Here is a 19,603-nt window from a genome sequence, read left to right as displayed (position 1 = left end):
TGCTTAAGCGATTTTGAAGTTCCCCCACACTTTCTGAGACACTCACTTTTAACCGACCTGCCATAAATACCTCTATATTTCTTTGCTCTTTCCTACCCATTATTATACCCTTTCCTATGAAGCGCAGCTTCATAGGGAAAGGGTATTAGACGATCTATGTCAGGATTTCCATTACCTATTATCTAGCGCTATATCTAACTTCTTCGACTATGAAACCCTATAAATCAAGCAATATTGTGCCAATTTCTGGCTATCAATGGCTAGCGCTCGCCACTGTCATAATCGGTGGTGTTGTTGCTGGGATTACGAGTTTTATCGGTAATTTCTTGTATTTGATCATTCTGTTTCCCTTGGGCATGGGATTGTTGGGAGGTGGCGCAACTCATATTGCCGTAAAAAAAGGTAAAGTCAGAAATCCTGCGATCGCAGCCTTATTTGGGGCATTGACGGGTATATCCATCTATGGTGCCATGCATGTTTTTGATTACTGGACTTTTCAGAGAGCTGTAGCTGGAGAATTACGACAAGCCTATAGCGAAGATCTGCAAACAGCACTCGCAGAAAGTGAAGAAGGAGTAACTGAAGAAGACCTTCTGCAATCAGCCATTGACATTATCTTAATCGAGGAAACTGGGCAAGCCGGCTTTATCGGGTATTTACAATTTACTGCCCAACGAGGCATGGAACTATCGAGATCGAGCAGTGGCGGTATTCCAGTGAGCGGAATAGGTATGTGGATTTATCGCGCTCTGGAATTAAGCGTCATTGCGGGAGTTAGTACCGCAGCCGGATTTCGGGCAGCAAAGGAACCCTTTTGTGAAAGTAGCGATCGCTGGTATGGTAATCCACAGCGAGTCGGGAACGTAGCTGACGATCGCTCAGAAGCGTTTATGGGTTTCCTGGACAGCAATAATTATGTCAAAGCCGGGGAGTTAATTAATACTCATCTGGATATTCCTATTCCTAGTCTAGAAGTTTATCTGCAACTGGCTCCTCAAGAAGGGATGGCTGATTCTGTGGTCACCTTGAGTAAAACATCCTTAAATAAGGATAAGAAATTAGAGTTGAAGCAAGTCTTAATGGGGATGGTTTCTCCAAGGGAACTCAAACAACTGCAAGATTCAATTCCCGAGAGTGCAGAGACACAGACGAATGACTCAGAACCTAATAACCCGGTTGATGAGACTTGAGCAAAGGCTTTGTACGGTTAAGTTAAAAGGATTACAAACATGCCATCCCAACCCCAAGAGTATTACAGCGCTTTGCGCTGGGGAATAGGGAATAGGATTGTGGTACATGGAGAGAGAGGATTCAAGCCTGTGTTTTATAACGCAAGCAAAGCGCTGTATGTTCTTATAGAGCAAGATGAGGACGGTTCAATCTGGTGAGAGTAGCGATCGCCTGCTATCCTTGCCTATAGTGTTATAGCCAGCAAAAATTATGGATATTCCAGAGATTCTAGCCTTAGATTTTGATGGTGTACTCTGTGATGGATTAGTCGAGTATTTTCAAACGGCTTGGCAAACCTATACTCAGGTGTGGGCAGTGGACGAGACTCCTCCACCTCCAGGGATGGCAGACGCATTCTATCGCCTGCGCCCAGTGATTGAAACCGGTTGGGAAATGCCGGTATTGATTCGAGCCATGGTTGAAGGAGCGTCAGAGGAGGAGATTTTAGCGAATTGGCGCGGGATCTGCGAGCAAATTATTACCAGAGATGGACTCAAGGCTGGGGAAATTATGGATCGAGTCGATGGTAGGCGCGATCGCCAGATCCAAACCAACCGCTCAGACTGGTTATCCCTGCATCGATTTTATCCCGGTATTGTCCCTCAACTGCGATCGCTCCTGGCTAACCTGGATTTAGAGTTGGTGATTATTACGACCAAAGAAGCCAGATTTGTCCAGGAACTACTAGAAATGGAGGACATTAACTTTCCTGGCGATCGCATTATCGGCAAAAGTATCAAACGCCCCAAAACCGAAACCTTACTCACATTCCATCCCTCAGAAAAACGGATTTGGTTTATCGAAGATCGCTGGAAAACTCTCCTGTCTGTTACTCAACATCCCCAATTAACCTCCGTGGAACTCTTCCTCGCCACCTGGGGCTACAATACAGCCGCCGAAAAACAAGCCGCCAGCAGCCATCCTCGCATTCATTCTCTATCCCTAGACACGTTCAGCCAACGTTTAAACCATTGGCTATAACCTATTGCTAGAGTGCCTGATTATGCTCGATTTTAATAAACTCGCCCGTCAGATGGAAGGCATCAGCCAACATCTGCAAGATGAAGCCACCGCTACCCAGAAACGGCTGAACCGCGCTAGAGAAACCTTAGCTCAAGCGAGCGATCGCCTAGATGAGTTAATCTCTTCCTATGAGCAATGGTCGAATCATTTTGGATTTAATGCCGCCTTTCCCATTGAACCCTTAGATACGGTAGTAGATATTCAAAATGCGCCTCAAGTCCATACCGTTATCTCTACCGACGGTTCCCAGATGGCTCCCTCCCACCATGAAATTGCCTATTGTTATCTGATTAATACGGGACGAGTCGTTTTTTATTATGGTCAAAATCGGGCTGCAATTCTCGATAGTCTCCCTGAAGCCTTTTATCGTCAAGAAGATCTCTATGTCTCTCGCCAATGGGGAATTCGCACGGATGAATGGATGGCGTATCAGCGTACGGTATCAGAGGCAGTGGTATTGGCGGAATTAGGGGTAAGAGTGGCTACTGAAACGCAAGGAGAATTAGACGAACAGTTGCCCGCCCTAGCCATGGTGGATGGTTCTTTAATTTATTGGCATTTAGAGCCATTACCGGGTGGGGCACGCGATCGCCTTTTACCCCCGATTCTAGACGCTTGGGAAACCCTCCAACATCATCGTATTCCCCTTGTCGGTTATTTGAGTTCGTCTCGCAGTGGAGAAGCACTTAACTTTCTGCGTCTTGCCCACTGTCCTCATCCCGAACCCAATTGTATGGCTCACTGTGGTGGGCAAACAGATAAGGCACCCTGTCAAGTTTTACATCCCTTGCGAGATAGTTCAGTCTTGGGAGGTTGGCTAAAACCGGGACAGCGCAGTGGGTTATGGAGGTCTTCGGCACGAATTTTAGAGCAGTATCGAGAACAAGTAGTGTATTTTTGTTACCTGCATGTGGGGAAAGAAATTGCCCGTGTGGAATTTCCCCAATGGGTGGTTGAAGATGCCCAATTATTAGAGCAAGCATTAAGTTTCACCCTCGCTCAAGTAGCGAAAGGCTATGGTTATCCGATCTCCTTATCCGAAGCTCATAATCAAGCCGTAGTGCGGGGAGGCGATCGCCATCGGTTTTTCCTATTGTTGGAACAGCAGATGATTAAGGCAGGTCTGAAAAATATTGGTACATCTTATAAAGAAGCCCGTAAGCGAGGTTCGATTGCTTAAATTAGGTAATCAGTAATAGCAATAGACACTGAGTTTTAACTCTCAACTCCCTACGGATGCAATACTCAGGAAAATGGATTATTGTAACTGTAAATTCACGCAAAAACTTTCCCGAAAAACCTTAAAAATGGGGTCTTTTGAAGGAAAAGCCGGTTTACGGGTTACCGATTACCCACGATCAGCGCGTAGCGCTATAAGTGAATTCCACATTGGGGGACTGGGTTTGAATAGAACGAAACTCTAGACTCTTGGGGTTCATTTGGTTCTGGCTCAGTCTTACTCTATTAACCCTATGAATATCGGATCTAACCTGATGCAGGCGAAACAGTTACTCAACCATGGTGTCGTAGTTGCTCGAATGGGCGATCGCCAAAATGCTTTTGAATGTTTTGATCGGGTTCTCCAATTAGCCCCTGATTACGCCAAAGGATATAATAACCGAGGCTTAAGTCGCTATAATCTAGGGGATTATCAGGAGGCGATCGCGGATTTCGATCAGGCGATTACCCTGAATCCTGAGTATGTGAGAAGTTATTACAATCGAGGGAATACTTACCGCAAACTCAAACAGTGGAATCAAGCGTTAGCCGATTTTGAGCGGGTAATCCAATTAGATCCCGAATCAGCAAAAGGGTATCTGAGTCGAGGAGCCGTGTATTGGGAATTGCAGCAGGAGTCAGAAGCACTACAGGATTTTAACCGCGCCATTGAATTGAATCCTGAGTTAGCGGCCGCCTATAATAACCGAGGATTAGTTTATGCCGCTCAAAATGAGGTTTTTAAAGCCTTAGCTGATTTTAATTATGCCCTGGCATTGAATCCTCAGTTTGCACAAGCGTATTATAATCGCGGCGATTATTTGATGAAACTGGGCGATTATCAAGGAGCAGCAGAAGATTATAGGCAGGCGTTGAATGCTAATTTGCTGTTGATCCGAGGGATATCGAAAAGCAAGCGAAGCGATTAGAAGTCTGGATCTTCACTTAAGGTTTCGATCATCAAATCCATTTGCGATCGCTTGTGCGCGAGAAAGCTCTCACACTCTTTAAGATATTCTACAGCCCGAGTAAATTGATTGAAGACTTCCGCTAAGTCCATATCTCCCGCTTCCATTTGGTTAATAATGGCTTCAACTTGGGCAACGGTTTCTTCATAATTCCAATCCGATTGAGGTGTAGAGTTATTCTTGGAGGATTTAGGCATAATAAACCTGAAGGAGTGAGGGTGTAGTGAACGATGGGATAGGGAACAGGAGATGATTAGGACGTGGGTGGTTATAACTGTACCCCTATCGGTTGTTGCTCATAGAAATAGCTTAGGCCTCTCAGTTGCTTCCAGTAGGTAATCAGGAATACATTCCTCTTCCCTTTCGCTACATAGAGCATTTTGCACTCTAGGAATAGGCACGAATAGCAATCAGCAAAAGCTTGTATGGGTTAGATCTAAGGCTCCAAGCTGTACTCCATAGAACAGACCATCACTATACAGTAGTTTCCTCTATTATGCAGTACCTTGTTCAATCAGGAATTACAGAATGATCAAGGGAGAATTTCTACAATTTTGACCTTCACTTGACCTTGACCCAATCCAATTGATAGTTCTTGGTCTGACTTTAGGGAACTTACAGAGCGCACAATTTCTCCGTTTTCGCTGCGGACTAGAGCATATCCCCGTTTCAAGACATTATGAGGATCGAGAGTAGACAGTTTTTGGCGCAAATAGTCACATTTTTGAGTTTGTTGTTGTAGTGCTTGTAGACTGAGTTGGATTAATTGACGGCGCTTCCAGTCTAAGGTTTGTTCTTCCTGTGTAATTTGGCGATCGAGTTGCAGACGATAGAGGCGGTTTCGCAAGAGATTAAGTTGATGCTGATGTTGGTTGAAGTAGGTGTGAGCAACGTCGATCAGCGCTAGACAACGGTCTTCATGTTCATTCAAGAGGGTAGAGAGTTCTGGGACAGCTCGATTGGCCGCAGCGGTAGGGGTATGGACATAGAGATCGGCAGCTAAGTCGGCGAGGGATTCATCCCTCTGATGACCGATACCGGAAATAATGGGAATGGGACACTCGGCGATCGCCTTAACCACTCGCTCATCATTAAACGCGGCTAAATCTTCCGTCGCTCCTCCCCCTCTGGCTAGAATAATTACTTCAGCTCGACCATCGCTTTCTACCTGTTGAATGGCTCTGACAATAGAACTGGGGGATTGTTCGCCTTGTACCAGAGCTGGACAAAAGAGGACATGCAACCCAGGATAACGGCGCTTGAGAGTGCGTTGAATATCCCCCCAGGCGGCGGCTTGACGTGAGGTAATTACGGCCACAATGTTTGGATGGGACGGAATGGGTTGTTTGCGATCGGGGTCAAAATAGCCTTCAGCCGCTAGGCGATCGCGCAATTGTCGATATCGAAGGGCTTGTAAACCTTCCCCTCCCGGAAGCACCTGATAGACCATTAATTGATATTGTCCTCTAGGGGGATAAATCCGCAGGGTTCCCAGTACCACAATTTTAGCCCCCGCAGTCGGTTGAGTCATCAGTCGAGATAAGGCATTATTCCACACCACACAATTGAGACTCGCTTTTACTTCCGGATCTTGTAGCGTGAAAAATAATCCGCTGCTATATTGGCTAGCACTTGACACTTCACCCGTAACCCAAATTTGCTGAAGGCGTTCATCTCCTTCTAAGCGCATTTGTAAATATCGGGTGAATTCATTTACGGAAACCGCTCGTTCAGGAACTAACAAGTTGGGTAAGGGAAATGTCATGGGAGTTGTTTTAAGGGAAGTTTAAGAGAACTGAGGTATTCTTTTCACAAGATAACAGATAGTGAACTTTTCTTTACCTTTGCCCTAGAGGTTAACGACCCTGAACTACCCTATAAAGGTACTGATCTTCGCAACAATCATGTTTATTCCCTATCTCCTCACGTCATTGTTAGCGTTGGCGATCGCCTTAGGCAGTACCTCTATTGATGCTATTCCCGAACATCGCCAACGTCAAATCAGAGTCATCTCTCTTCTGATTGGTGTAATTGGTTTTTTGGCGACTTTATCCCAATGCTTGGTTGTGATGTCAACGGGTAAAGTCGCTGTTGTCGAAATCCTTGGAAAAGTTCAAGAAAAGCCCCTGAAACCTGGCGTACACTTGACCAATCCTATGGCCAAAATCACAACGTTTTCTACTCGCCTCAAAGACATTAAAGAAACAGTAAGTGCAACCTCAAAAGAAGGGCTAAATCTAAGTATGGATGTCAGTTTACAATATAAACTTGACCCTCAACAAGTTGCTAACGTTTATGAAAATATTGGCACAGATGAGACCGAAATCATCATCTCTCGCTTTCGATCGCTGATTCGAGAAATTTCTGCCCGTTATGAAGCCCGTGAAATTTATGGAGAAAAGCGCCAAGAGATTGCCCAAACACTACAAGACTCTTTGATTAGTCAACTACAACCGTTAGGCTTCACCGTCGATCAAGCTCTGCTCAGAAATGTCACCCTTCCTGACTCCATTCAAGCGGCGATTCAGGAAAAACTAGCTGCCCAACAAGAAAGCGAGCGCCAGGAATTTATTAATGAAAAAGAGCGCCAAGAGATTGAATTTGAGATCGAAAAAGCGCAAAAAGAAGCAGAAAGACAACGAATAGAAGCCCAAGGCATTGCCGATGCCCAAAAACTGCTGGCTCAAGGGTTAACGCCACAAATTATACAGCTTAAGTCCATTGAAGCGACGCAAAAATTAGCTGAATCTGAAAACAGCAAAGTGATTATTATTGGTGGAGGCAAGGACAACTTACCCTTAATTCTGCAACAATCAGAATAAGGATGCATTCTATCCCCCTATTTTCTTATCCCTTATTAGTAGCCTATGCCCCGTTTTACTCCCTATACCTTGCAAATGCAAATTACCCGTATGTTCCAGGATGGACAATCGTTGTTTGCCCAAATTAAAGTGAATGATTGGCTCAAGGAGCATAACCAAGACCCGAATGACTACAATGTAGAGTTTGAGCAAATTCCAGCACCTCCGGGATCGGCTGATGTTTATGCGATTGCCATTCACGTTGAACGCAAAGATGGAGAACCTATAGAAGAGTGGCTCTTAGAAGAAATTAACCGTCAAGGATAAAATAAAAACCAGAACAATTTAGGGAACTGCGATCGCGCGATTGAGCGTCTGTATACAGACCGACTCATCACTGCTCCCTTATGAGAACGCCTACTCCTAAAAAAGCCGATCGCCGATGGATCATTGCCTTCTGGATCTATTTCGGCGTATTGTTGCTCATATCCCTAGCTGCTTATTTACGCTGGATTCCTGCCCGTGTAGCCGATTACGATAAATTCGGGCATTTATTTCTCATCGGAACTGCTGGCATTTTAAGTCATCAAGCTCTGGGACAGCGAATGATTCAACTGGGAAAAATATCTCTTCCCCTAGGGCCAATTTTAGTCACTGTCTTTTCATTCATTGATGAAACCTTACAGATTTTCTCTCCAGCCCGTAGTTATAGTTTGATCGATCTGATGGCGAATTGGATCGGTATCTGGATGTTTTATTGGCTCTTGGTCATCATCCGTAGACTGCTTGCACCAGTCAGAGAATAAGGATTAATCCATGGAATAATGTTTGCGAACCGGTTGAAGAATGTTCCAGCTACAGGAGAGTCCAGCGGGAAACGTAACTAAATCCCCTTCACCAAATTCGACCGGTTCTCCGCCATCGGGAGTGACGAGGACTTGGCCGGTAAGTAAGTAACAGGTTTCTGAGCAGTCATAAGTCCAGGGAAACTCAGAGACTTCTTTTGTCCAAATTGGCCAATCCCAGATTCCCAGTTGATCCAGGTATTCGCGGCTCGGTTGATGCTCAATTTGTATCGTAGAAGTCATAAGAGGGCAAACCTGATTCACTCAACCGACAAGGGAACGGAGAGGGGGGGATTCGAACCCCCGGGACGCTGTTAACGCCCACTCGATTTCAAGTCGAGCGCATTCGACCACTCTGCCACCTCTCCAGTCACAGTCTATTAGTATAGCCTATTTGGGCAGCAGATGGGCGGTATGTATAGAGAATTTCTTCACTTTCTATTTTGAACTGGTGATTGACCCACACTAAGCTCGCTTGGGTAACCGTTTGGTTTTCTAGGGTAACGAGGGAGAAGTTGCGGGATTTCCCGGTTGCAGTGGTGATAATCCGGGGGACTCTAGCTGCATTAAGATAAATTGTACCTTGATTATCTTGAGCGATCGCCTCTCTTAATTGTGCTTCGGTGTGGCGCAGACGGTGATGCATATGGCCAAACGTCACCAAGGGAATCTGTTTTCCCTGCTCTCGAGTTCCCAAGATCGCTGCTCGAAAATCCGGCTCGCCAAAGTCTCCCCCCAAAGGATTCCAATCTTTGCCACAAATATCTTCTGGTTGATCTCCAAGACCTTGGGGGCCACAATGACCCATAAAAATGACTGTCTCATAGGCGGTTTTCTGGGCAGCCGCGATAATTTTATCCGCAGATTCCGTAAAGCTATTCACACCATAACGCTCTTGATAAAAGCCTCCATTCTGCCAGACGGGGCCACCCCAACTAAAGGGCCGAGCGCCCACAACACTGAGCTGAAATTGGGGAAAATTGAGATAACCAAACCCCACATGGGTATCGCCGAGTAACTTGAGCTGGTCGCTTACCCGATCTTCTAACTGACGATTGTAGGGGCATTTCTTCCGACCCCAAGGAGAGGCAGTATACCAACAATCATGGTTTCCTAAAATGATCGCCTTCGGTAAGTCTAACGCGGCGATCTCCTCCACCACCGGAATTGACTCATTGCCAAAGTCACCCACAAATAACACTAAATCCACTCCTAAAGCATGTAGTGCTTGTGCATCGGCACTTTCCCATTGATCGTGTACATCTCCTACCACGGCGATCTTCAGGGAAGGTTGCTTGGCTTCATTCATGGGATTCTCTAATCACGTCAGTTAAGTATACTATAGCGATCGCCTCAGGAACATCGGGATTGTTTTCGACAATAGCGCGAACCCCTTCAGCTCTTTAATCATATCAAGTCCAATGAATCAGGACTCCATTACCCCAGAATGTCCTGCCAAGTGAGATTAATTTGCTGACGATTTCTGACGAGTTGTTCGGGAGTATTATTGTCCATCATCCCTTGAACTAGGGCTACGCTATCTTTAATCAGGAACAGCCATTGAGTGAGGTTCACTGCTAAGGGATTTCCGGCATAGGTGAAAACTTTTAATCCATTCCCACTGACGGCGATCGCCCGTGAGAGCAGCAACATTTTATTTAACTTCAGGTTGGCTTGAATCTTCTCTATTTCTCCATAACCCATAGAAGCCTTTAATTCAGAGGGTTCTGGCTTCAGCGTGGACAAATAATGATAGCTGCGAATCACCAGATCGATCGCCGCCACAGGCATCGAAAGGGTCAATAAATGGCGCAATTCATAGCCATTCACATACATCCAGTTGGCCGTTTGGGCGATCGTCATATTCTTAGGGCCAATGGAGCCAAATTGCAAGAGCTGAGTAAACCCCCATCCGGGAATTGGAACTCCCATGGATGTACACAGATCTGAAACAATATGCCCCAACCAAATTAAGGGAGCAAAAATTTTATTTTCCCCAACCATATTCCAGGTTTTAATAACTTTTAGGTTTCCTTGGACATCAAACGCCGTCAGGGAACCATTTAAGATATCAAATGTACCAAAAATCAACCCGAATAGGGGGTCATGACCTAAACTCAGTAAGCGATGGGTTTTGGGCGTTAATCCGGGAATATCCGAGCAAATACTTTTATCATAGGGGACCTTACAGACTTTTTCGCACCATTTCAGAAATGGGTGTAACTTGCCGTTGTCCATTCCCAACGTTCTCAACCATCCTGTAAATTGACTACCTTTTTGCTGATATTTTCCCAAATAATTGATATCTTTGGGAATGGCTACCACGAAGAAATCTAGGAGCGTCGCTACCAAACCGGTTATCCCCACCACTGCATAATCTAATTGAGACAGGGGCGGTAATAAATCCGGTTTTTTCAATACCTCTTGTTTAACCCGCTCTTCCAGGGTAACCAGAGGATTATTGAGGAAAAATTGATCGTCCCAACTGGCAGACTTAAGAGGGGGAGACTTGGGAGAATTGTTGGATGAAATTTCATCGACTGAAACCCCTAAAATGTCGGCGATGTCTTGCATATCTTTTTTGAGACGCTCTAAATGTTTTGATTCTTGCTGTTGAATCTGGCGAAGAGCATTGAAATCATGATGAATACCTGACATTTTCTGATGGGATTCAGAAAATTTATCTTTGAAGTTAAATAAGTCTGACATAGGACTAGGCGCTGGGAACGGATAATCACTTAATTGCAAATCCTATGGATTGAAATCATAGAATCACAATAAATCTTGGTTGCGCTGTAAGGCTCGTTTCAAGTAATCTAAGGCTTCTTCTAATTTCTTGATTTTCTCCTCATTCTCTTTTTTATTGTACATCAATTCATCCCGTTCATCTTCTAGAGCGCGAATGCCTTGCCGTTGTTCTTTGATGATTTCTTGAGCTAACCGGATATCTTTCTGGATAAAAATTAGCTCTTTCATGACCACTTCTAATTTGGCGGCTTCATTAATCGCAGTGGTGGGAGATTGGGCAAATAATGACCCCAAGCCTACTCCTGAACCTGCGCCCAAGATGGCTCCACCACCGGCAATAACAGCAGCACCACCTGCCATTCCGAAGCCTCCGGCGGCGATCGCCCCTCCACCTAAAAATGCCAATACCGAAGAAACTGCCGCCGCTCCTGACAAACCAGGGGCAATAATGGGGGCAAGAATACCAGCAATAATAGGCGTTCCCAATGCAGCAACTGCGGCTAAAAACACCGCTCCGACTGTGCCGGTAATCCATGGATTAAATCCTCCCTTAATCCCGTCAAGCGCTTCTTTGTGGTGAGATTGAAAGCGTTTAATACATTGGGAATCTAGATTAAACAGTTGGGCAAAGGATTTAAGCTTATCTTCAATCAGGTTTGGATTCGCAAACTTCAAACCCTTAAACTGTCCATCTCTAGCCTCTCCGAGGATAGGATAATAAGGGACAAATAGAGTGGATTCTAATAAAATCAAATAGAGTGAAAATTTAGGTTCAACTTCTTGGGCTTGTTCTCTAGCCTTGACTTTCAGGTGGTCGAAATTAGTTATTAATTCTACAACTTCTGTAGAGGGGTTACTCAGTTGCTGGTTTTGCAGGATGAGATTCATGGAATCTCGCCATTTTTCCAGCCAAGTAATCTTTAACAGCTTTTTGTGGTTATGTTCCTCGAGTTTAATATCCGTGAGTACCAAATTGTATTCTAAGCTATACATGAGTTGGGTTTGGGGTAGAGTTAAACCAAATTCTTGCATGATTGTAGTTTGGACTAAGTGAATTCTTCAGCCACTACTTTATCACGGTGATTTAACAAACAAGATTTAAATTTTACAAAAGATCGCAATGGCCCCAAAAAACCTCCCCAGTGAATGAGGAGGTTTTAATTCGGGTGCGGGTAAATTAGCGATCGCCACACTGAAACTACCATATGTAGTGTAAACTAAAATTACTATGGATTCCCTTACACTATGCCTGCCAAAGACATTTATCATGATGCGGTCAAGAACGCCTTAATTAAAGAAGGTTGGCTCATTACCGCTAATCCTTACTTCATCAAATATGAAGATGCTGAACTTTATGCGGATCTAGCAGCCGAAAAACCAATTGCCGCAGAACGAGAAGGCAAAAAAATAGTTGTTGAAGTCAAAAGTTTTGTGGGAAAATCCCTAATGTATGACTTTCATGGGGCATTGGGACAATACATTGTATATCGAAATCTGATTCAACGTACTGAACCAGAATATACCCTGTATTTAGCGATTGATTGTCTGGTCTATGAAGATTTTTTTCAAAGAAAATCTGTGCAAGTAGTGATTAAAGATAATCGAGTTTTTTTAATGGTAGTAGATACAGTTAAGGAGGAACTGGTCAAATGGCTGACTTAGAAAATTACCGCTCGATCATAAAACGAATCTTGACCGAATATTATGGTATGAAGATCCATCAAGTTCAGAAAAATCCTGAATGTGAAGTCAGCGATCGCCTAGCTTTAGATGAAATTAGAGATGAATATCTTTGGTTTCGCTTTGGCTGGAAGGATAAAAAGCTAGTGCAGCATATCATTATCTATTTGAAAATTAAAGATAGCAAAGTTTGGGTGGAACAAGACGTAACGAATTTCTGCATTGTCGATGATTTACTCGCTGCGGGCATTCCTCAAAATGAGATTGTTTTAGGGTTCCATCATCCGAGAAAACGGCATTTCACAGAATTTTCCACAGCTTAATTTGTTGGCTTAAAATATAAATGAATAATTAGGTCAAAACTCGTGCTTGGGCAATTTCTCTGTCACCGATCGCCCGAACTTGAGAATTAAACAAAGAAACGATCGCAAGCGGTTTTCCGGTGATGGTGATAAATTCTACTTCATAGCCCAAACCTTCTTGATGGACTAACAGCACCGTGCCAATATCGCCAGTTTTGAAATAATACTCTGGTAAATCTGTGGTTAAAACAACTCGATCTAATTCACTAATCATTTTCGATAACTTGAGGAATTTCTATATTGATAACCTGTCCTAAGGAAGAAGGGCTATAATTGATTTTTAGCCATTATGTTTTTTTGACAAAATCATGACCAACCCATCCAACGAACCCACTGGGATTATCCGTGACAAAGTATTAGGGATTTTGGCACAACACCAGCAAGCCTTAAAAGAGTTTGGCGTAACTTCGCTGGCGATATTTGGCTCTGTTGCTAGGGATGAAGCCACACCGGATAGTGATGTGGATATTTTAGTAGAATTTGATGGATTGGTGACCTTCGATCGCTATATGGATGTCAAGTTTTATCTGGAAGATCGTTTAGGAACGCGAGTAGATTTGGTGAGTAGAGTAATGCTCAAACCTCTGATTCGTTCTACGGTAGAACAGGAGGCAATTTATGTCGCGTAGTGTGCATCTGTACTTGGAAGATATCCTCACGTCTTGTGCTAAAGTCAAGCGATACAGCCAAGGAATGACGTTTGAAGAGTTCCCAACCGATGAACGCACCTATGATGCGGTGGTACGGAATTTGGAGATTATCGGAGAAGCGGTCAAAAATATTCCTGAAGAAATGCGATCGCAATATCCAGAAGCTCAATGGCGTAAAATTGCTGGCTTGCGCGATATTTTGGCTCATGCTTACTTTTACTGGAAGTGGTACAGCGAATGATAGAGGCAGAGTTTGCAGACGAATAAAGGGATAGAATGAAATTGACCTTCAGGCACTAGATTTTTTGGAAAAAATCATGACCAACCCATCCGATGAACAAACTGGGATTATCCGTACAGAACGAGGACTGACCATCGCCGGAACACGGATCATGATCTACGATATCATGGACTATGTGACTGCTCAATATCCGTCTAAGTTTATCCGGGGATTATTTGACCTAACAGAAGCACAAATAAACAGCGCTTTAACGTACATTGAAGAAAATTGCGCTCTGGTGGAAGCGGAATATCAGCAAGTTCTTAAGGAAGCGGAAGAACTGCGTCTATATTATGAAGAAAAAAATCGGGATCTGATTGCGAAAATTGCTGCCATGCCCCCGAAACCCGGAACTGAAGCAGCATGGGAAAAACTGCGAGCAGCCAAAGCCAAACGTGAAGTTAAAGCATGATTTTTTTGATCGACCATAATCTCAATGGACATGCTCTTTCTCTTTAATCGTGCAACTAATAATTTCTCTAGAAGAAACGGTCTGGAGCATTTCATTAAGCGCAGTATCATAGAGAAATGGTATTACACTTTTCAACACTTTAAGGGGAATTGAGATAGTTTCCCTAATCCTACCACGAACCTCAGAGATCGTCCCCAACTCTGTTCGCCTCAATGAAAGGAAGTTGAGGATGTAGTGATAGACGTGGTTGGGGAGTGGGGCTTGTAAGCTTTGTTGTAGTACAGTGGGAAGGCGATCGCCTAAAGCATTGATATGGGGAACGAGTTCGTCAGGATTCAATGGTGTCATCTGATGGTGGATGCCAACCGCCCCGAATCCAAAAACGACGGGCTTTAACAATTGCCCCATCATTATGCTCTTGGTCATTCAAATCTAACCGATCGCACGTTGCACGCCCCATGGAAGTCTTGCCTCGAATTACTAGACCGCCTTTCTGCCAAACAAAATGCTCATTCCACTGATGCAGCCGTGGGTTAAACAACTGAGTAGAAATTTGAGATTCTGGGTCAGTCCCTTCTGTGAAATTGTAACGGTAGCCATTACATCGCTGACAAGCCAAAGCCAAATTTTCAAATGTATCTGCCCCTCCACGCGATCGCGGTTGGATGTGATCGATTTCAAACCGTGCTGCACTGGCTTCTTCAGAGGAATGGCAGTATTCACACAGGTATTTAGCTCGTTCTCGAACCTGTTGCCGAATCTCTTTTGAAATTGCCATATTTATTCGTACTCAGCAATAATTTTTGCATTAAGCAGCGTGAAAATTCGGTCGAGTTCCAAAATTCCAGTCAGTTCTACTGCTTCATCGGGTGATAGCTGTGACTCTCGCTGTTTTTCGTTCAGGTCCTCCAGTCGCTCTTGCAGGTCTTCACTAAATTTGAATAAGAATAACCCTCGAACTGGCTTCATTTGAATACCAGCATCAATAAAAGAGGAGGGTTGGATCATCAATTGTGCATTCATGGTTTACCTCAGAGGCTATGTTATTGCTGTGTTAGTGGCGATCTCCTAAAGCATTAAGATGGGGAACGAGTGCATCGGGAACTTCTAAGGTGATGGTTGCCATAATGTCTCAAAACAATCGATCTTGAGAGGGGTAAGCGCCAGGATTGACAAGAACGGGCTTGATCCACTGCCAGCGTCTCTCTGTTCTGCCCTTGCCGTAAGCTACTCTTTTCCAGTGTCCCATCCTCCAGTGGGTACGGGGTGTAGGGTGTCTTTCTGTGATATCGTATACGTCTGGTGGGGCTTCGTAATCGTAAACTTGACGGTAATCGGAGCCGATAACTTGAGGATTAAACAAGCGTTTTTGCGTCTTGCCAAACCCTTTCCCGCCTGCTTTAGTGGAGATTTTTAGTGGCGCTTCAATTAGCTCTGGCTTAGTAGATAGATAAAGCAAAAGATTAAAACATATATCATTTACTGAGTTGATAAACGCTTTATCTCTTGCTTCGTAGTATACACCCGTTTCTATGTGGTTATTGTTCTTATGTAAGACACCATCAATTCCTCGAAATGTAGTAAAGAAGTCGTAAGTCGTGGTGTAGATTCTAATCGTAGTTGCCAATACATCTTTTTGTAGATCGCTTGGTGGTATCGGGTCGGGAAATAAATGAACTCTTTCTTTATCATAAAGTCGAGCGTAATTTGTTTTATTGAGCTTAGTAGTCAAGATTTTAATATAGCGGATGCGGTACTCATAAAATGAATCAAGTGGAGGAAAAAGACAAATAATGGGCACAACCTCTTTTATTTCCGCTAATGGTGGTATTGAGGTTTGCCTAAATGCGGATAGTAGTTCATCCTTAAGCCAGAGGAACTTACAGTCAGTAGCGATGATACTATCAATACCCAACCGCAGAGATATTATATCCTCATTCGCTAACGAAGTTGCATAATCTATAATGCCTTTGCTTTGGGTGTAATAATAAAACAAAAAATCATCCTTAAACTCATTAAAAGGATAATATCCGTCAACCTGGTGATACTCCAATTTATTAAGTGGGGTATGCTTAATTAATTCTTTATAGTCTTCCCGCTTTTGTATTGCTTTGATGTTTTTTTTACGTTCTTTAACTTGGGGGTTCATTTGAGTTTCCTGTCGTTTGAGATTTTCTGAGTCTACACCGAAGGTGAGTAGTTGTAAATTCTTGATATCGTCTTCAGTGCGTTGAGGTGACTGATGAGGTAAGCGATCGCTGACTAATTTTCCCATTGAATAAGACTTTTTATGGAGTATTATGGTCGGGTTATCGTAGCGCTCGTCTAGCTTAACTGAGTAGGCTTTTATTTTGGGGTTCAAACAATCATAAAGTTGAAATTTAATACGCCTTCCTATTAAATCTTTATTCAACCTATAAAGGTCTATCTCTTCCTTGTACTCAAATCCATCTGCATCATATTTAATGGTCGCTATATCGATAAATTCAGAAAATAAAAATTCTTCGGGAAATGCCCCTAAATTAAGTAAAACCCTCGTTAATTCATTATAATCTCCTCTCTCTTTATTATAATTACATGAGTCAGTGTATGCATGTTTTTTATAGTCTATTCTTGTTTGCGTAAAAAAGTCTAGATTCCTACGGAAACTCAAACTCTTTGTTGTAGTTTCCACTAACCAATTATAACGATCGCCGGTTTCGTATTCTACACCTTCTAAAGGGTTATACCTTTTTGTGTTAAGTCTAAACTCTATCGCTATTATTTTCCCAGAGGCATAACCTTCAGAGTCTATTAATATAGGTTTTTTGGTTTTTAATTTAAGTGGCATATCTATTAACCCTTGACTTAATCTTAATAATACTGTAATCCGTTACAGCGCAAGGCGCTATAAGTGAGGTGAATCAAAATCGAGAAGGGGCACACAGTTGAAACTCATTTAAAAATGCTCTCTCGTTATTCACTACCGTATCATAGTGATTTAACCAACAAGAATTAAATTTTACAAAAACTCACAATGTCATAAAAAACCTCCCCAGTGGATGAGGAGGTTTTAAGTTAGTCTTGACGTACCGGTAGAGCGGTTTCAAGGATTTCCATCAACAGCTCTAACCGAGAAGGACGAGACAACAGCGGAACTAAGTTCGGCAAGGAGTAGTAGTCTCCTTTGAAGGTAAAGGTTTCTACAGGAAACTGCTTTTTCTTCAACTGTGCTTCTACGAAATCATAGCTAGAGTTCACGCGCACAATGATTACATTGGGGAGAATCTCCAGGGTTTGACGATAGGCATCCAAGGCATCCACAAAGTAGGGAGAAGCATTTTCTCCTTCGTCAGTCACCAGGATGATTTGTTCTACCCGTTGACGGTTGCGCCGCATGGCTTCCACACCGCAGCCGACACTGGTTCCACCTCCAGCGTTAATGTGCTTAAAGGCTTTTTCCCAGTCGGTGAGTTCTTTGCCTTGCGCTTTGACTGCATAGGGCATAGTATCAAAAGCGTAGACAAACAAATCGGCGGTGGTAATGCCGGAAATTAAGGCAGCAAGCTGCTTACCGACTTCGATCGCGCGATGCATAGAGCCGGATTTGTCCACAAGTAAAGCCGTCGGTTTAACAATGCTGCCCCGCTTTTTCACTTGGGTATTGGCGATCGCCTCGAGCTTCGCGATCGTTTCCGCATCCAGTTCCGTAGCATCCGATGCCACCTGCGCCTTCAGTGCCGAAACTCGATTCGCCTTTTGTGCCGCTTCGAGCTTCTCATCAATCAGCGCCTTCACCTCCGGATGATCCATCGCTCCCCGTTGTTTCAGAGAGTTCAGGTTATTAATCACCTCTTGAGGCGACATCGCATGAATCAGCGCCACTAACACCGTCGGTGTAACTTGGTTTACCGCACCAATGGCAATGGTATAGGGAATACCGTGCTTCACAATCAGTTGCGCTTGCTCTGCGGGAGTTGCTGCTTTTGCTACTTGCTTTAGGGAAAACGCCAAACTATCTTCTGGCGGATTATCCTTAAACAGCACCGCATTCGCCCGTTCATTCGGCTTAATGTGCAATGTAGCATACAGATGCTTCATCGCTTTTCGACCTCGCAGAGCCGCGCGATCGAATTGTTTCGGGTTTCCTTCCCGCTTCCGCAGATAGCGAGTCACTGCCGTCCGCGCACACCGAGGTACTTTCTTTTGAAATTGCTTCATAAAGTCTACAATCCGCGCAACTTGGTAAGGCGGAAACTGTTGCAACATCACAAAGCCAGCACTACGGTGTTCGGGAAGTTGGCTCGTGAGCAAAGAACCTACAAACACTTCCTTATGGTCGCGCACATCCCCATTGTGCTGATACCATACGGCCAAGTGACCGTAAAAAATCGGGTCAAGTTGAACTAAAAGGTCATGGAGTTCGGCAACTTCTTGCAATTTCCGGTGGGGAGTGGTGAGCAAGGAGTTGAGCATCTCCAAACGCAGATCTTGCTCTGCATTTTTCACTTTTGCCATGGTTCATCTCCTAGACATATAAGACAAACTTTTATAGATAATTCGTATAAACTTGTCGCTAGAAACCGGGTTTCTAAGAATAACATTACCGCACAAGTTAAAATCGCTTTTTATGCCTGCTAATATCGGTTCAGGCTCGCAGCGTACAACTCCAAGTACGCACCGGTTTAGTTGGTGGAGAGTATGTAGGCGATTTAAGTTGGGGCGCGGTTGTAATTAAACAATTAATAATGATTTGTAAGGTAAAACCGGTTTACCGATTACCAGCGCACAGCGCTTAAAAAAAAGGTCATTTCGCGCAAGTTCAACAAGCTGTTGGGTCATACACGGGAATCGAACCCGTATGTTCTTGAGCCTAAATCAAGCGCCTTTTTCCATTTGGCTAATATGTAAGCTTGATGAGTCAGGGCGCGAAATGACTTTAAATACAGAACCCAGAAAGATTAATTCAATCTGCCAGTAGAGCTAAATTGAAAGATTGATTGATGAAAGGAGGTCATTTCGCGCAAGTAACCAAAGCTTTTGTTCATACGGCGGATGACTATCCGCACTATCATTGGGGTTTGACCAATGCCTTAATCAAGGCAAGTATGTAAGCTTTAATAGTAAGGGCGCGAAATGAGAATTTTGTATTTTGTAAGTCTGTCAAAGGGCAAGGAATAAAGGTCACACCGCGCAAGTCACAAAAAGCGTTGGGGCACATATACAGGATTTGAACCTGCTACCAGTCGATTAAGAGTCGAATGCTCTACCAATGAGCTAATATGTAAGCTTTTCGAGTTAGGGCGCGGTGTGAATTTATTCCTCAAAGCTGTACCGTACAAGTCAACTCAGCAATATTTGTTTTGTTGCTCTACCAATTGAGCGACATCCGCCAAGATGAAGGGCG

The 19,603-nt window shown here is 43.8% G+C and carries 24 protein-coding genes and 3 tRNA genes; 12 read left to right on the top strand and 15 right to left on the bottom strand.

The genetic code is table 11. From position 1 onward, the window contains the following. Positions 1–209 precede the first annotated feature (209 nt). The 4 genes from J7529_RS05255 to J7529_RS05240 all read left to right on the top strand — a co-directional run bounded on the left by J7529_RS05255 (position 210) and on the right by J7529_RS05240 (position 4,400). Positions 210–1,190, top strand: a complete 981-nt coding sequence (locus J7529_RS05255) for a hypothetical protein (RefSeq protein WP_318728119.1) — start codon at positions 210–212, stop codon at positions 1,188–1,190. A gap of 250 nt (positions 1,191–1,440) precedes the next feature. Beyond that, complete coding sequence (locus J7529_RS05250) at positions 1,441–2,211, top strand: hypothetical protein (protein WP_318728118.1); 771 nt, start codon at positions 1,441–1,443, stop codon at positions 2,209–2,211. 22 nt (positions 2,212–2,233) lie between these two features. After that, complete coding sequence (locus J7529_RS05245) at positions 2,234–3,433, top strand: DNA double-strand break repair nuclease NurA (protein ID WP_318728117.1); 1,200 nt, start codon at positions 2,234–2,236, stop codon at positions 3,431–3,433. Between the two features lie 292 nt (positions 3,434–3,725). Next, entirely contained in the window at positions 3,726–4,400 is a 675-nt protein-coding gene (locus J7529_RS05240) for a tetratricopeptide repeat protein (protein WP_318728116.1), read from the top strand. On the opposite strand, the gene xseB is transcribed toward J7529_RS05240, so the two are convergent. Both xseB and xseA read right to left on the bottom strand, forming a co-directional pair. Next, positions 4,397–4,636 carry an exodeoxyribonuclease VII small subunit gene (gene xseB / locus J7529_RS05235; protein ID WP_271940196.1) on the bottom strand — a complete coding sequence of 80 codons (240 nt, stop codon included), beginning with the start codon at positions 4,634–4,636 and terminating at the stop codon, positions 4,397–4,399. The genes J7529_RS05240 and xseB overlap by 4 nt on opposite strands. 335 nt (positions 4,637–4,971) lie before the next feature. Further along, complete coding sequence (gene xseA / locus J7529_RS05230) at positions 4,972–6,204, bottom strand: exodeoxyribonuclease VII large subunit (RefSeq protein WP_271940195.1); 1,233 nt, start codon at positions 6,202–6,204, stop codon at positions 4,972–4,974. Between the two features lie 136 nt (positions 6,205–6,340). On the opposite strand from xseA, the gene J7529_RS05225 reads away from it, so the two are divergent. The 3 genes from J7529_RS05225 (at position 6,341) to J7529_RS05215 (ending at position 8,046) form a co-directional block, all read left to right on the top strand. Further along, positions 6,341–7,261: a prohibitin family protein gene (locus tag J7529_RS05225; RefSeq protein WP_390890004.1), complete on the top strand. Its 921-nt coding sequence runs from the start codon at positions 6,341–6,343 to the stop codon at positions 7,259–7,261. Between the two features lie 45 nt (positions 7,262–7,306). Next, positions 7,307–7,567, top strand: a complete 261-nt coding sequence (locus J7529_RS05220; RefSeq protein WP_318728115.1) for a hypothetical protein — start codon at positions 7,307–7,309, stop codon at positions 7,565–7,567. 80 nt (positions 7,568–7,647) lie between these two features. Next, positions 7,648–8,046, top strand: coding sequence for a VanZ family protein (locus J7529_RS05215; protein WP_318728114.1), 399 nt, complete (start codon positions 7,648–7,650; stop codon positions 8,044–8,046). Positions 8,047–8,049: 3 nt separating this feature from the next. On the opposite strand, the gene J7529_RS05210 is transcribed toward J7529_RS05215, so the two are convergent. The 5 genes from J7529_RS05210 to J7529_RS05190 form a co-directional block, all read right to left on the bottom strand. Continuing rightward, entirely contained in the window at positions 8,050–8,328 is a 279-nt protein-coding gene (locus tag J7529_RS05210) for a cupin domain-containing protein (protein ID WP_318728113.1), read from the bottom strand. A 37-nt stretch (positions 8,329–8,365) separates the two neighbouring features. Next, a tRNA-Ser gene (locus tag J7529_RS05205) sits at positions 8,366–8,453 on the bottom strand. A gap of 2 nt (positions 8,454–8,455) precedes the next feature. Beyond that, positions 8,456–9,394, bottom strand: a complete 939-nt coding sequence (locus J7529_RS05200; RefSeq protein ID WP_318728112.1) for a TIGR04168 family protein — start codon at positions 9,392–9,394, stop codon at positions 8,456–8,458. A 128-nt stretch (positions 9,395–9,522) separates the two neighbouring features. Then, complete coding sequence (locus tag J7529_RS05195) at positions 9,523–10,794, bottom strand: hypothetical protein (RefSeq protein ID WP_318728111.1); 1,272 nt, start codon at positions 10,792–10,794, stop codon at positions 9,523–9,525. A 63-nt stretch (positions 10,795–10,857) separates the two neighbouring features. Beyond that, the gene (locus tag J7529_RS05190; protein ID WP_318728110.1) at positions 10,858–11,865 is read right to left on the bottom strand and encodes a hypothetical protein; all 1,008 of its coding nucleotides are present in this window, start codon (positions 11,863–11,865) and stop codon (positions 10,858–10,860) included. Positions 11,866–12,078: 213 nt separating this feature from the next. Between J7529_RS05190 and J7529_RS05185 the strand changes: the two genes are divergently transcribed. Further along, positions 12,079–12,495, top strand: coding sequence for a XisH family protein (locus J7529_RS05185; protein ID WP_318728109.1), 417 nt, complete (start codon positions 12,079–12,081; stop codon positions 12,493–12,495). Beyond that, positions 12,483–12,836, top strand: a complete 354-nt coding sequence (locus J7529_RS05180) for a XisI protein (protein WP_318728108.1) — start codon at positions 12,483–12,485, stop codon at positions 12,834–12,836. Before J7529_RS05185 ends, J7529_RS05180 begins: the two co-directional genes overlap by 13 nt. 28 nt (positions 12,837–12,864) lie before the next feature. On the opposite strand, the gene J7529_RS05175 is transcribed toward J7529_RS05180, so the two are convergent. After that, on the bottom strand, positions 12,865–13,089 hold the full coding sequence (locus J7529_RS05175; RefSeq protein ID WP_271940185.1) for a DUF4926 domain-containing protein: 225 nt from the start codon (positions 13,087–13,089) through the stop codon (positions 12,865–12,867). Between the two features lie 94 nt (positions 13,090–13,183). Between J7529_RS05175 and J7529_RS05170 the strand changes: the two genes are divergently transcribed. From J7529_RS05170 to J7529_RS05160, 3 genes are all read left to right on the top strand, one after another. Then, positions 13,184–13,504: a nucleotidyltransferase family protein gene (locus J7529_RS05170; protein ID WP_318728107.1), complete on the top strand. Its 321-nt coding sequence runs from the start codon at positions 13,184–13,186 to the stop codon at positions 13,502–13,504. After that, positions 13,494–13,766, top strand: a complete 273-nt coding sequence (locus J7529_RS05165) for a DUF86 domain-containing protein (protein WP_318728106.1) — start codon at positions 13,494–13,496, stop codon at positions 13,764–13,766. The genes J7529_RS05170 and J7529_RS05165 overlap by 11 nt, the downstream gene beginning before the upstream one ends. Before the next feature lie 76 nt (positions 13,767–13,842). Continuing rightward, positions 13,843–14,217 carry a DUF433 domain-containing protein gene (locus J7529_RS05160; RefSeq protein WP_318728105.1) on the top strand — a complete coding sequence of 125 codons (375 nt, stop codon included), beginning with the start codon at positions 13,843–13,845 and terminating at the stop codon, positions 14,215–14,217. 21 nt (positions 14,218–14,238) lie between these two features. On the opposite strand, the gene J7529_RS05155 is transcribed toward J7529_RS05160, so the two are convergent. The 7 genes from J7529_RS05155 to J7529_RS05125 all read right to left on the bottom strand — a co-directional run bounded on the left by J7529_RS05155 (position 14,239) and on the right by J7529_RS05125 (position 19,483). Beyond that, positions 14,239–14,565 (bottom strand): hypothetical protein, encoded by a 327-nt coding sequence (locus J7529_RS05155; RefSeq protein WP_318728104.1) that lies wholly within the window; start codon positions 14,563–14,565, stop codon positions 14,239–14,241. Continuing rightward, a complete protein-coding gene (locus J7529_RS05150; protein WP_271940181.1) occupies positions 14,546–14,995 on the bottom strand; it encodes an HNH endonuclease in 450 nt (149 codons plus the stop codon). Before J7529_RS05150 ends, J7529_RS05155 begins: the two co-directional genes overlap by 20 nt. A gap of 2 nt (positions 14,996–14,997) precedes the next feature. Next, positions 14,998–15,240 (bottom strand): hypothetical protein, encoded by a 243-nt coding sequence (locus J7529_RS05145; protein ID WP_318728103.1) that lies wholly within the window; start codon positions 15,238–15,240, stop codon positions 14,998–15,000. Between the two features lie 109 nt (positions 15,241–15,349). After that, entirely contained in the window at positions 15,350–17,047 is a 1,698-nt protein-coding gene (locus J7529_RS05140; protein WP_318728102.1) for a hypothetical protein, read from the bottom strand. A gap of 227 nt (positions 17,048–17,274) precedes the next feature. After that, positions 17,275–18,705 (bottom strand): vWA domain-containing protein, encoded by a 1,431-nt coding sequence (locus tag J7529_RS05135; protein ID WP_413038813.1) that lies wholly within the window; start codon positions 18,703–18,705, stop codon positions 17,275–17,277. Between the two features lie 325 nt (positions 18,706–19,030). After that, positions 19,031–19,106, bottom strand: a tRNA-Leu gene (locus J7529_RS05130). A 305-nt stretch (positions 19,107–19,411) separates the two neighbouring features. Then, positions 19,412–19,483: transfer RNA gene (locus J7529_RS05125), tRNA-Lys, on the bottom strand. Positions 19,484–19,603 lie beyond the last annotated feature (120 nt).

It is taken from the genome of Roseofilum sp. Guam (genome assembly GCF_017746735.1).
GTDB classification, from domain to species: Bacteria; Cyanobacteriota; Cyanobacteriia; order Cyanobacteriales; family Desertifilaceae; genus Roseofilum; species Roseofilum reptotaenium.
This window is presented reverse-complemented; position numbering and strand designations above follow the sequence as displayed.

Bases quoted from the DNA above. Each gene is read 5' to 3' on its own strand.
- J7529_RS05255 (WP_318728119.1), top strand. From the start codon at position 210: ATGAAACCCTATAAATCAAGCAATATTGTGCCAATTTCTGGCTATCAA.
- J7529_RS05250 (WP_318728118.1), top strand. From the start codon at position 1,441: ATGGATATTCCAGAGATTCTAGCCTTAGATTTTGATGGTGTACTCTGT.
- J7529_RS05245 (WP_318728117.1), top strand. From the start codon at position 2,234: ATGCTCGATTTTAATAAACTCGCCCGTCAGATGGAAGGCATCAGCCAA.
- J7529_RS05240 (WP_318728116.1), top strand. From the start codon at position 3,726: ATGAATATCGGATCTAACCTGATGCAGGCGAAACAGTTACTCAACCAT.
- xseB (WP_271940196.1), bottom strand. From the start codon at position 4,636: ATGCCTAAATCCTCCAAGAATAACTCTACACCTCAATCGGATTGGAAT.
- xseA (WP_271940195.1), bottom strand. From the start codon at position 6,204: ATGACATTTCCCTTACCCAACTTGTTAGTTCCTGAACGAGCGGTTTCC.
- J7529_RS05220 (WP_318728115.1), top strand. From the start codon at position 7,307: ATGCCCCGTTTTACTCCCTATACCTTGCAAATGCAAATTACCCGTATG.
- J7529_RS05215 (WP_318728114.1), top strand. From the start codon at position 7,648: ATGAGAACGCCTACTCCTAAAAAAGCCGATCGCCGATGGATCATTGCC.
- J7529_RS05210 (WP_318728113.1), bottom strand. From the start codon at position 8,328: ATGACTTCTACGATACAAATTGAGCATCAACCGAGCCGCGAATACCTG.
- J7529_RS05200 (WP_318728112.1), bottom strand. From the start codon at position 9,394: ATGAATGAAGCCAAGCAACCTTCCCTGAAGATCGCCGTGGTAGGAGAT.
- J7529_RS05195 (WP_318728111.1), bottom strand. From the start codon at position 10,794: ATGTCAGACTTATTTAACTTCAAAGATAAATTTTCTGAATCCCATCAG.
- J7529_RS05190 (WP_318728110.1), bottom strand. From the start codon at position 11,865: ATGCAAGAATTTGGTTTAACTCTACCCCAAACCCAACTCATGTATAGC.
- J7529_RS05185 (WP_318728109.1), top strand. From the start codon at position 12,079: ATGCCTGCCAAAGACATTTATCATGATGCGGTCAAGAACGCCTTAATT.
- J7529_RS05180 (WP_318728108.1), top strand. From the start codon at position 12,483: ATGGCTGACTTAGAAAATTACCGCTCGATCATAAAACGAATCTTGACC.
- J7529_RS05175 (WP_271940185.1), bottom strand. From the start codon at position 13,089: ATGATTAGTGAATTAGATCGAGTTGTTTTAACCACAGATTTACCAGAG.
- J7529_RS05170 (WP_318728107.1), top strand. From the start codon at position 13,184: ATGACCAACCCATCCAACGAACCCACTGGGATTATCCGTGACAAAGTA.
- J7529_RS05165 (WP_318728106.1), top strand. From the start codon at position 13,494: ATGTCGCGTAGTGTGCATCTGTACTTGGAAGATATCCTCACGTCTTGT.
- J7529_RS05160 (WP_318728105.1), top strand. From the start codon at position 13,843: ATGACCAACCCATCCGATGAACAAACTGGGATTATCCGTACAGAACGA.
- J7529_RS05155 (WP_318728104.1), bottom strand. From the start codon at position 14,565: ATGACACCATTGAATCCTGACGAACTCGTTCCCCATATCAATGCTTTA.
- J7529_RS05150 (WP_271940181.1), bottom strand. From the start codon at position 14,995: ATGGCAATTTCAAAAGAGATTCGGCAACAGGTTCGAGAACGAGCTAAA.
- J7529_RS05145 (WP_318728103.1), bottom strand. From the start codon at position 15,240: ATGAATGCACAATTGATGATCCAACCCTCCTCTTTTATTGATGCTGGT.
- J7529_RS05140 (WP_318728102.1), bottom strand. From the start codon at position 17,047: ATGCCACTTAAATTAAAAACCAAAAAACCTATATTAATAGACTCTGAA.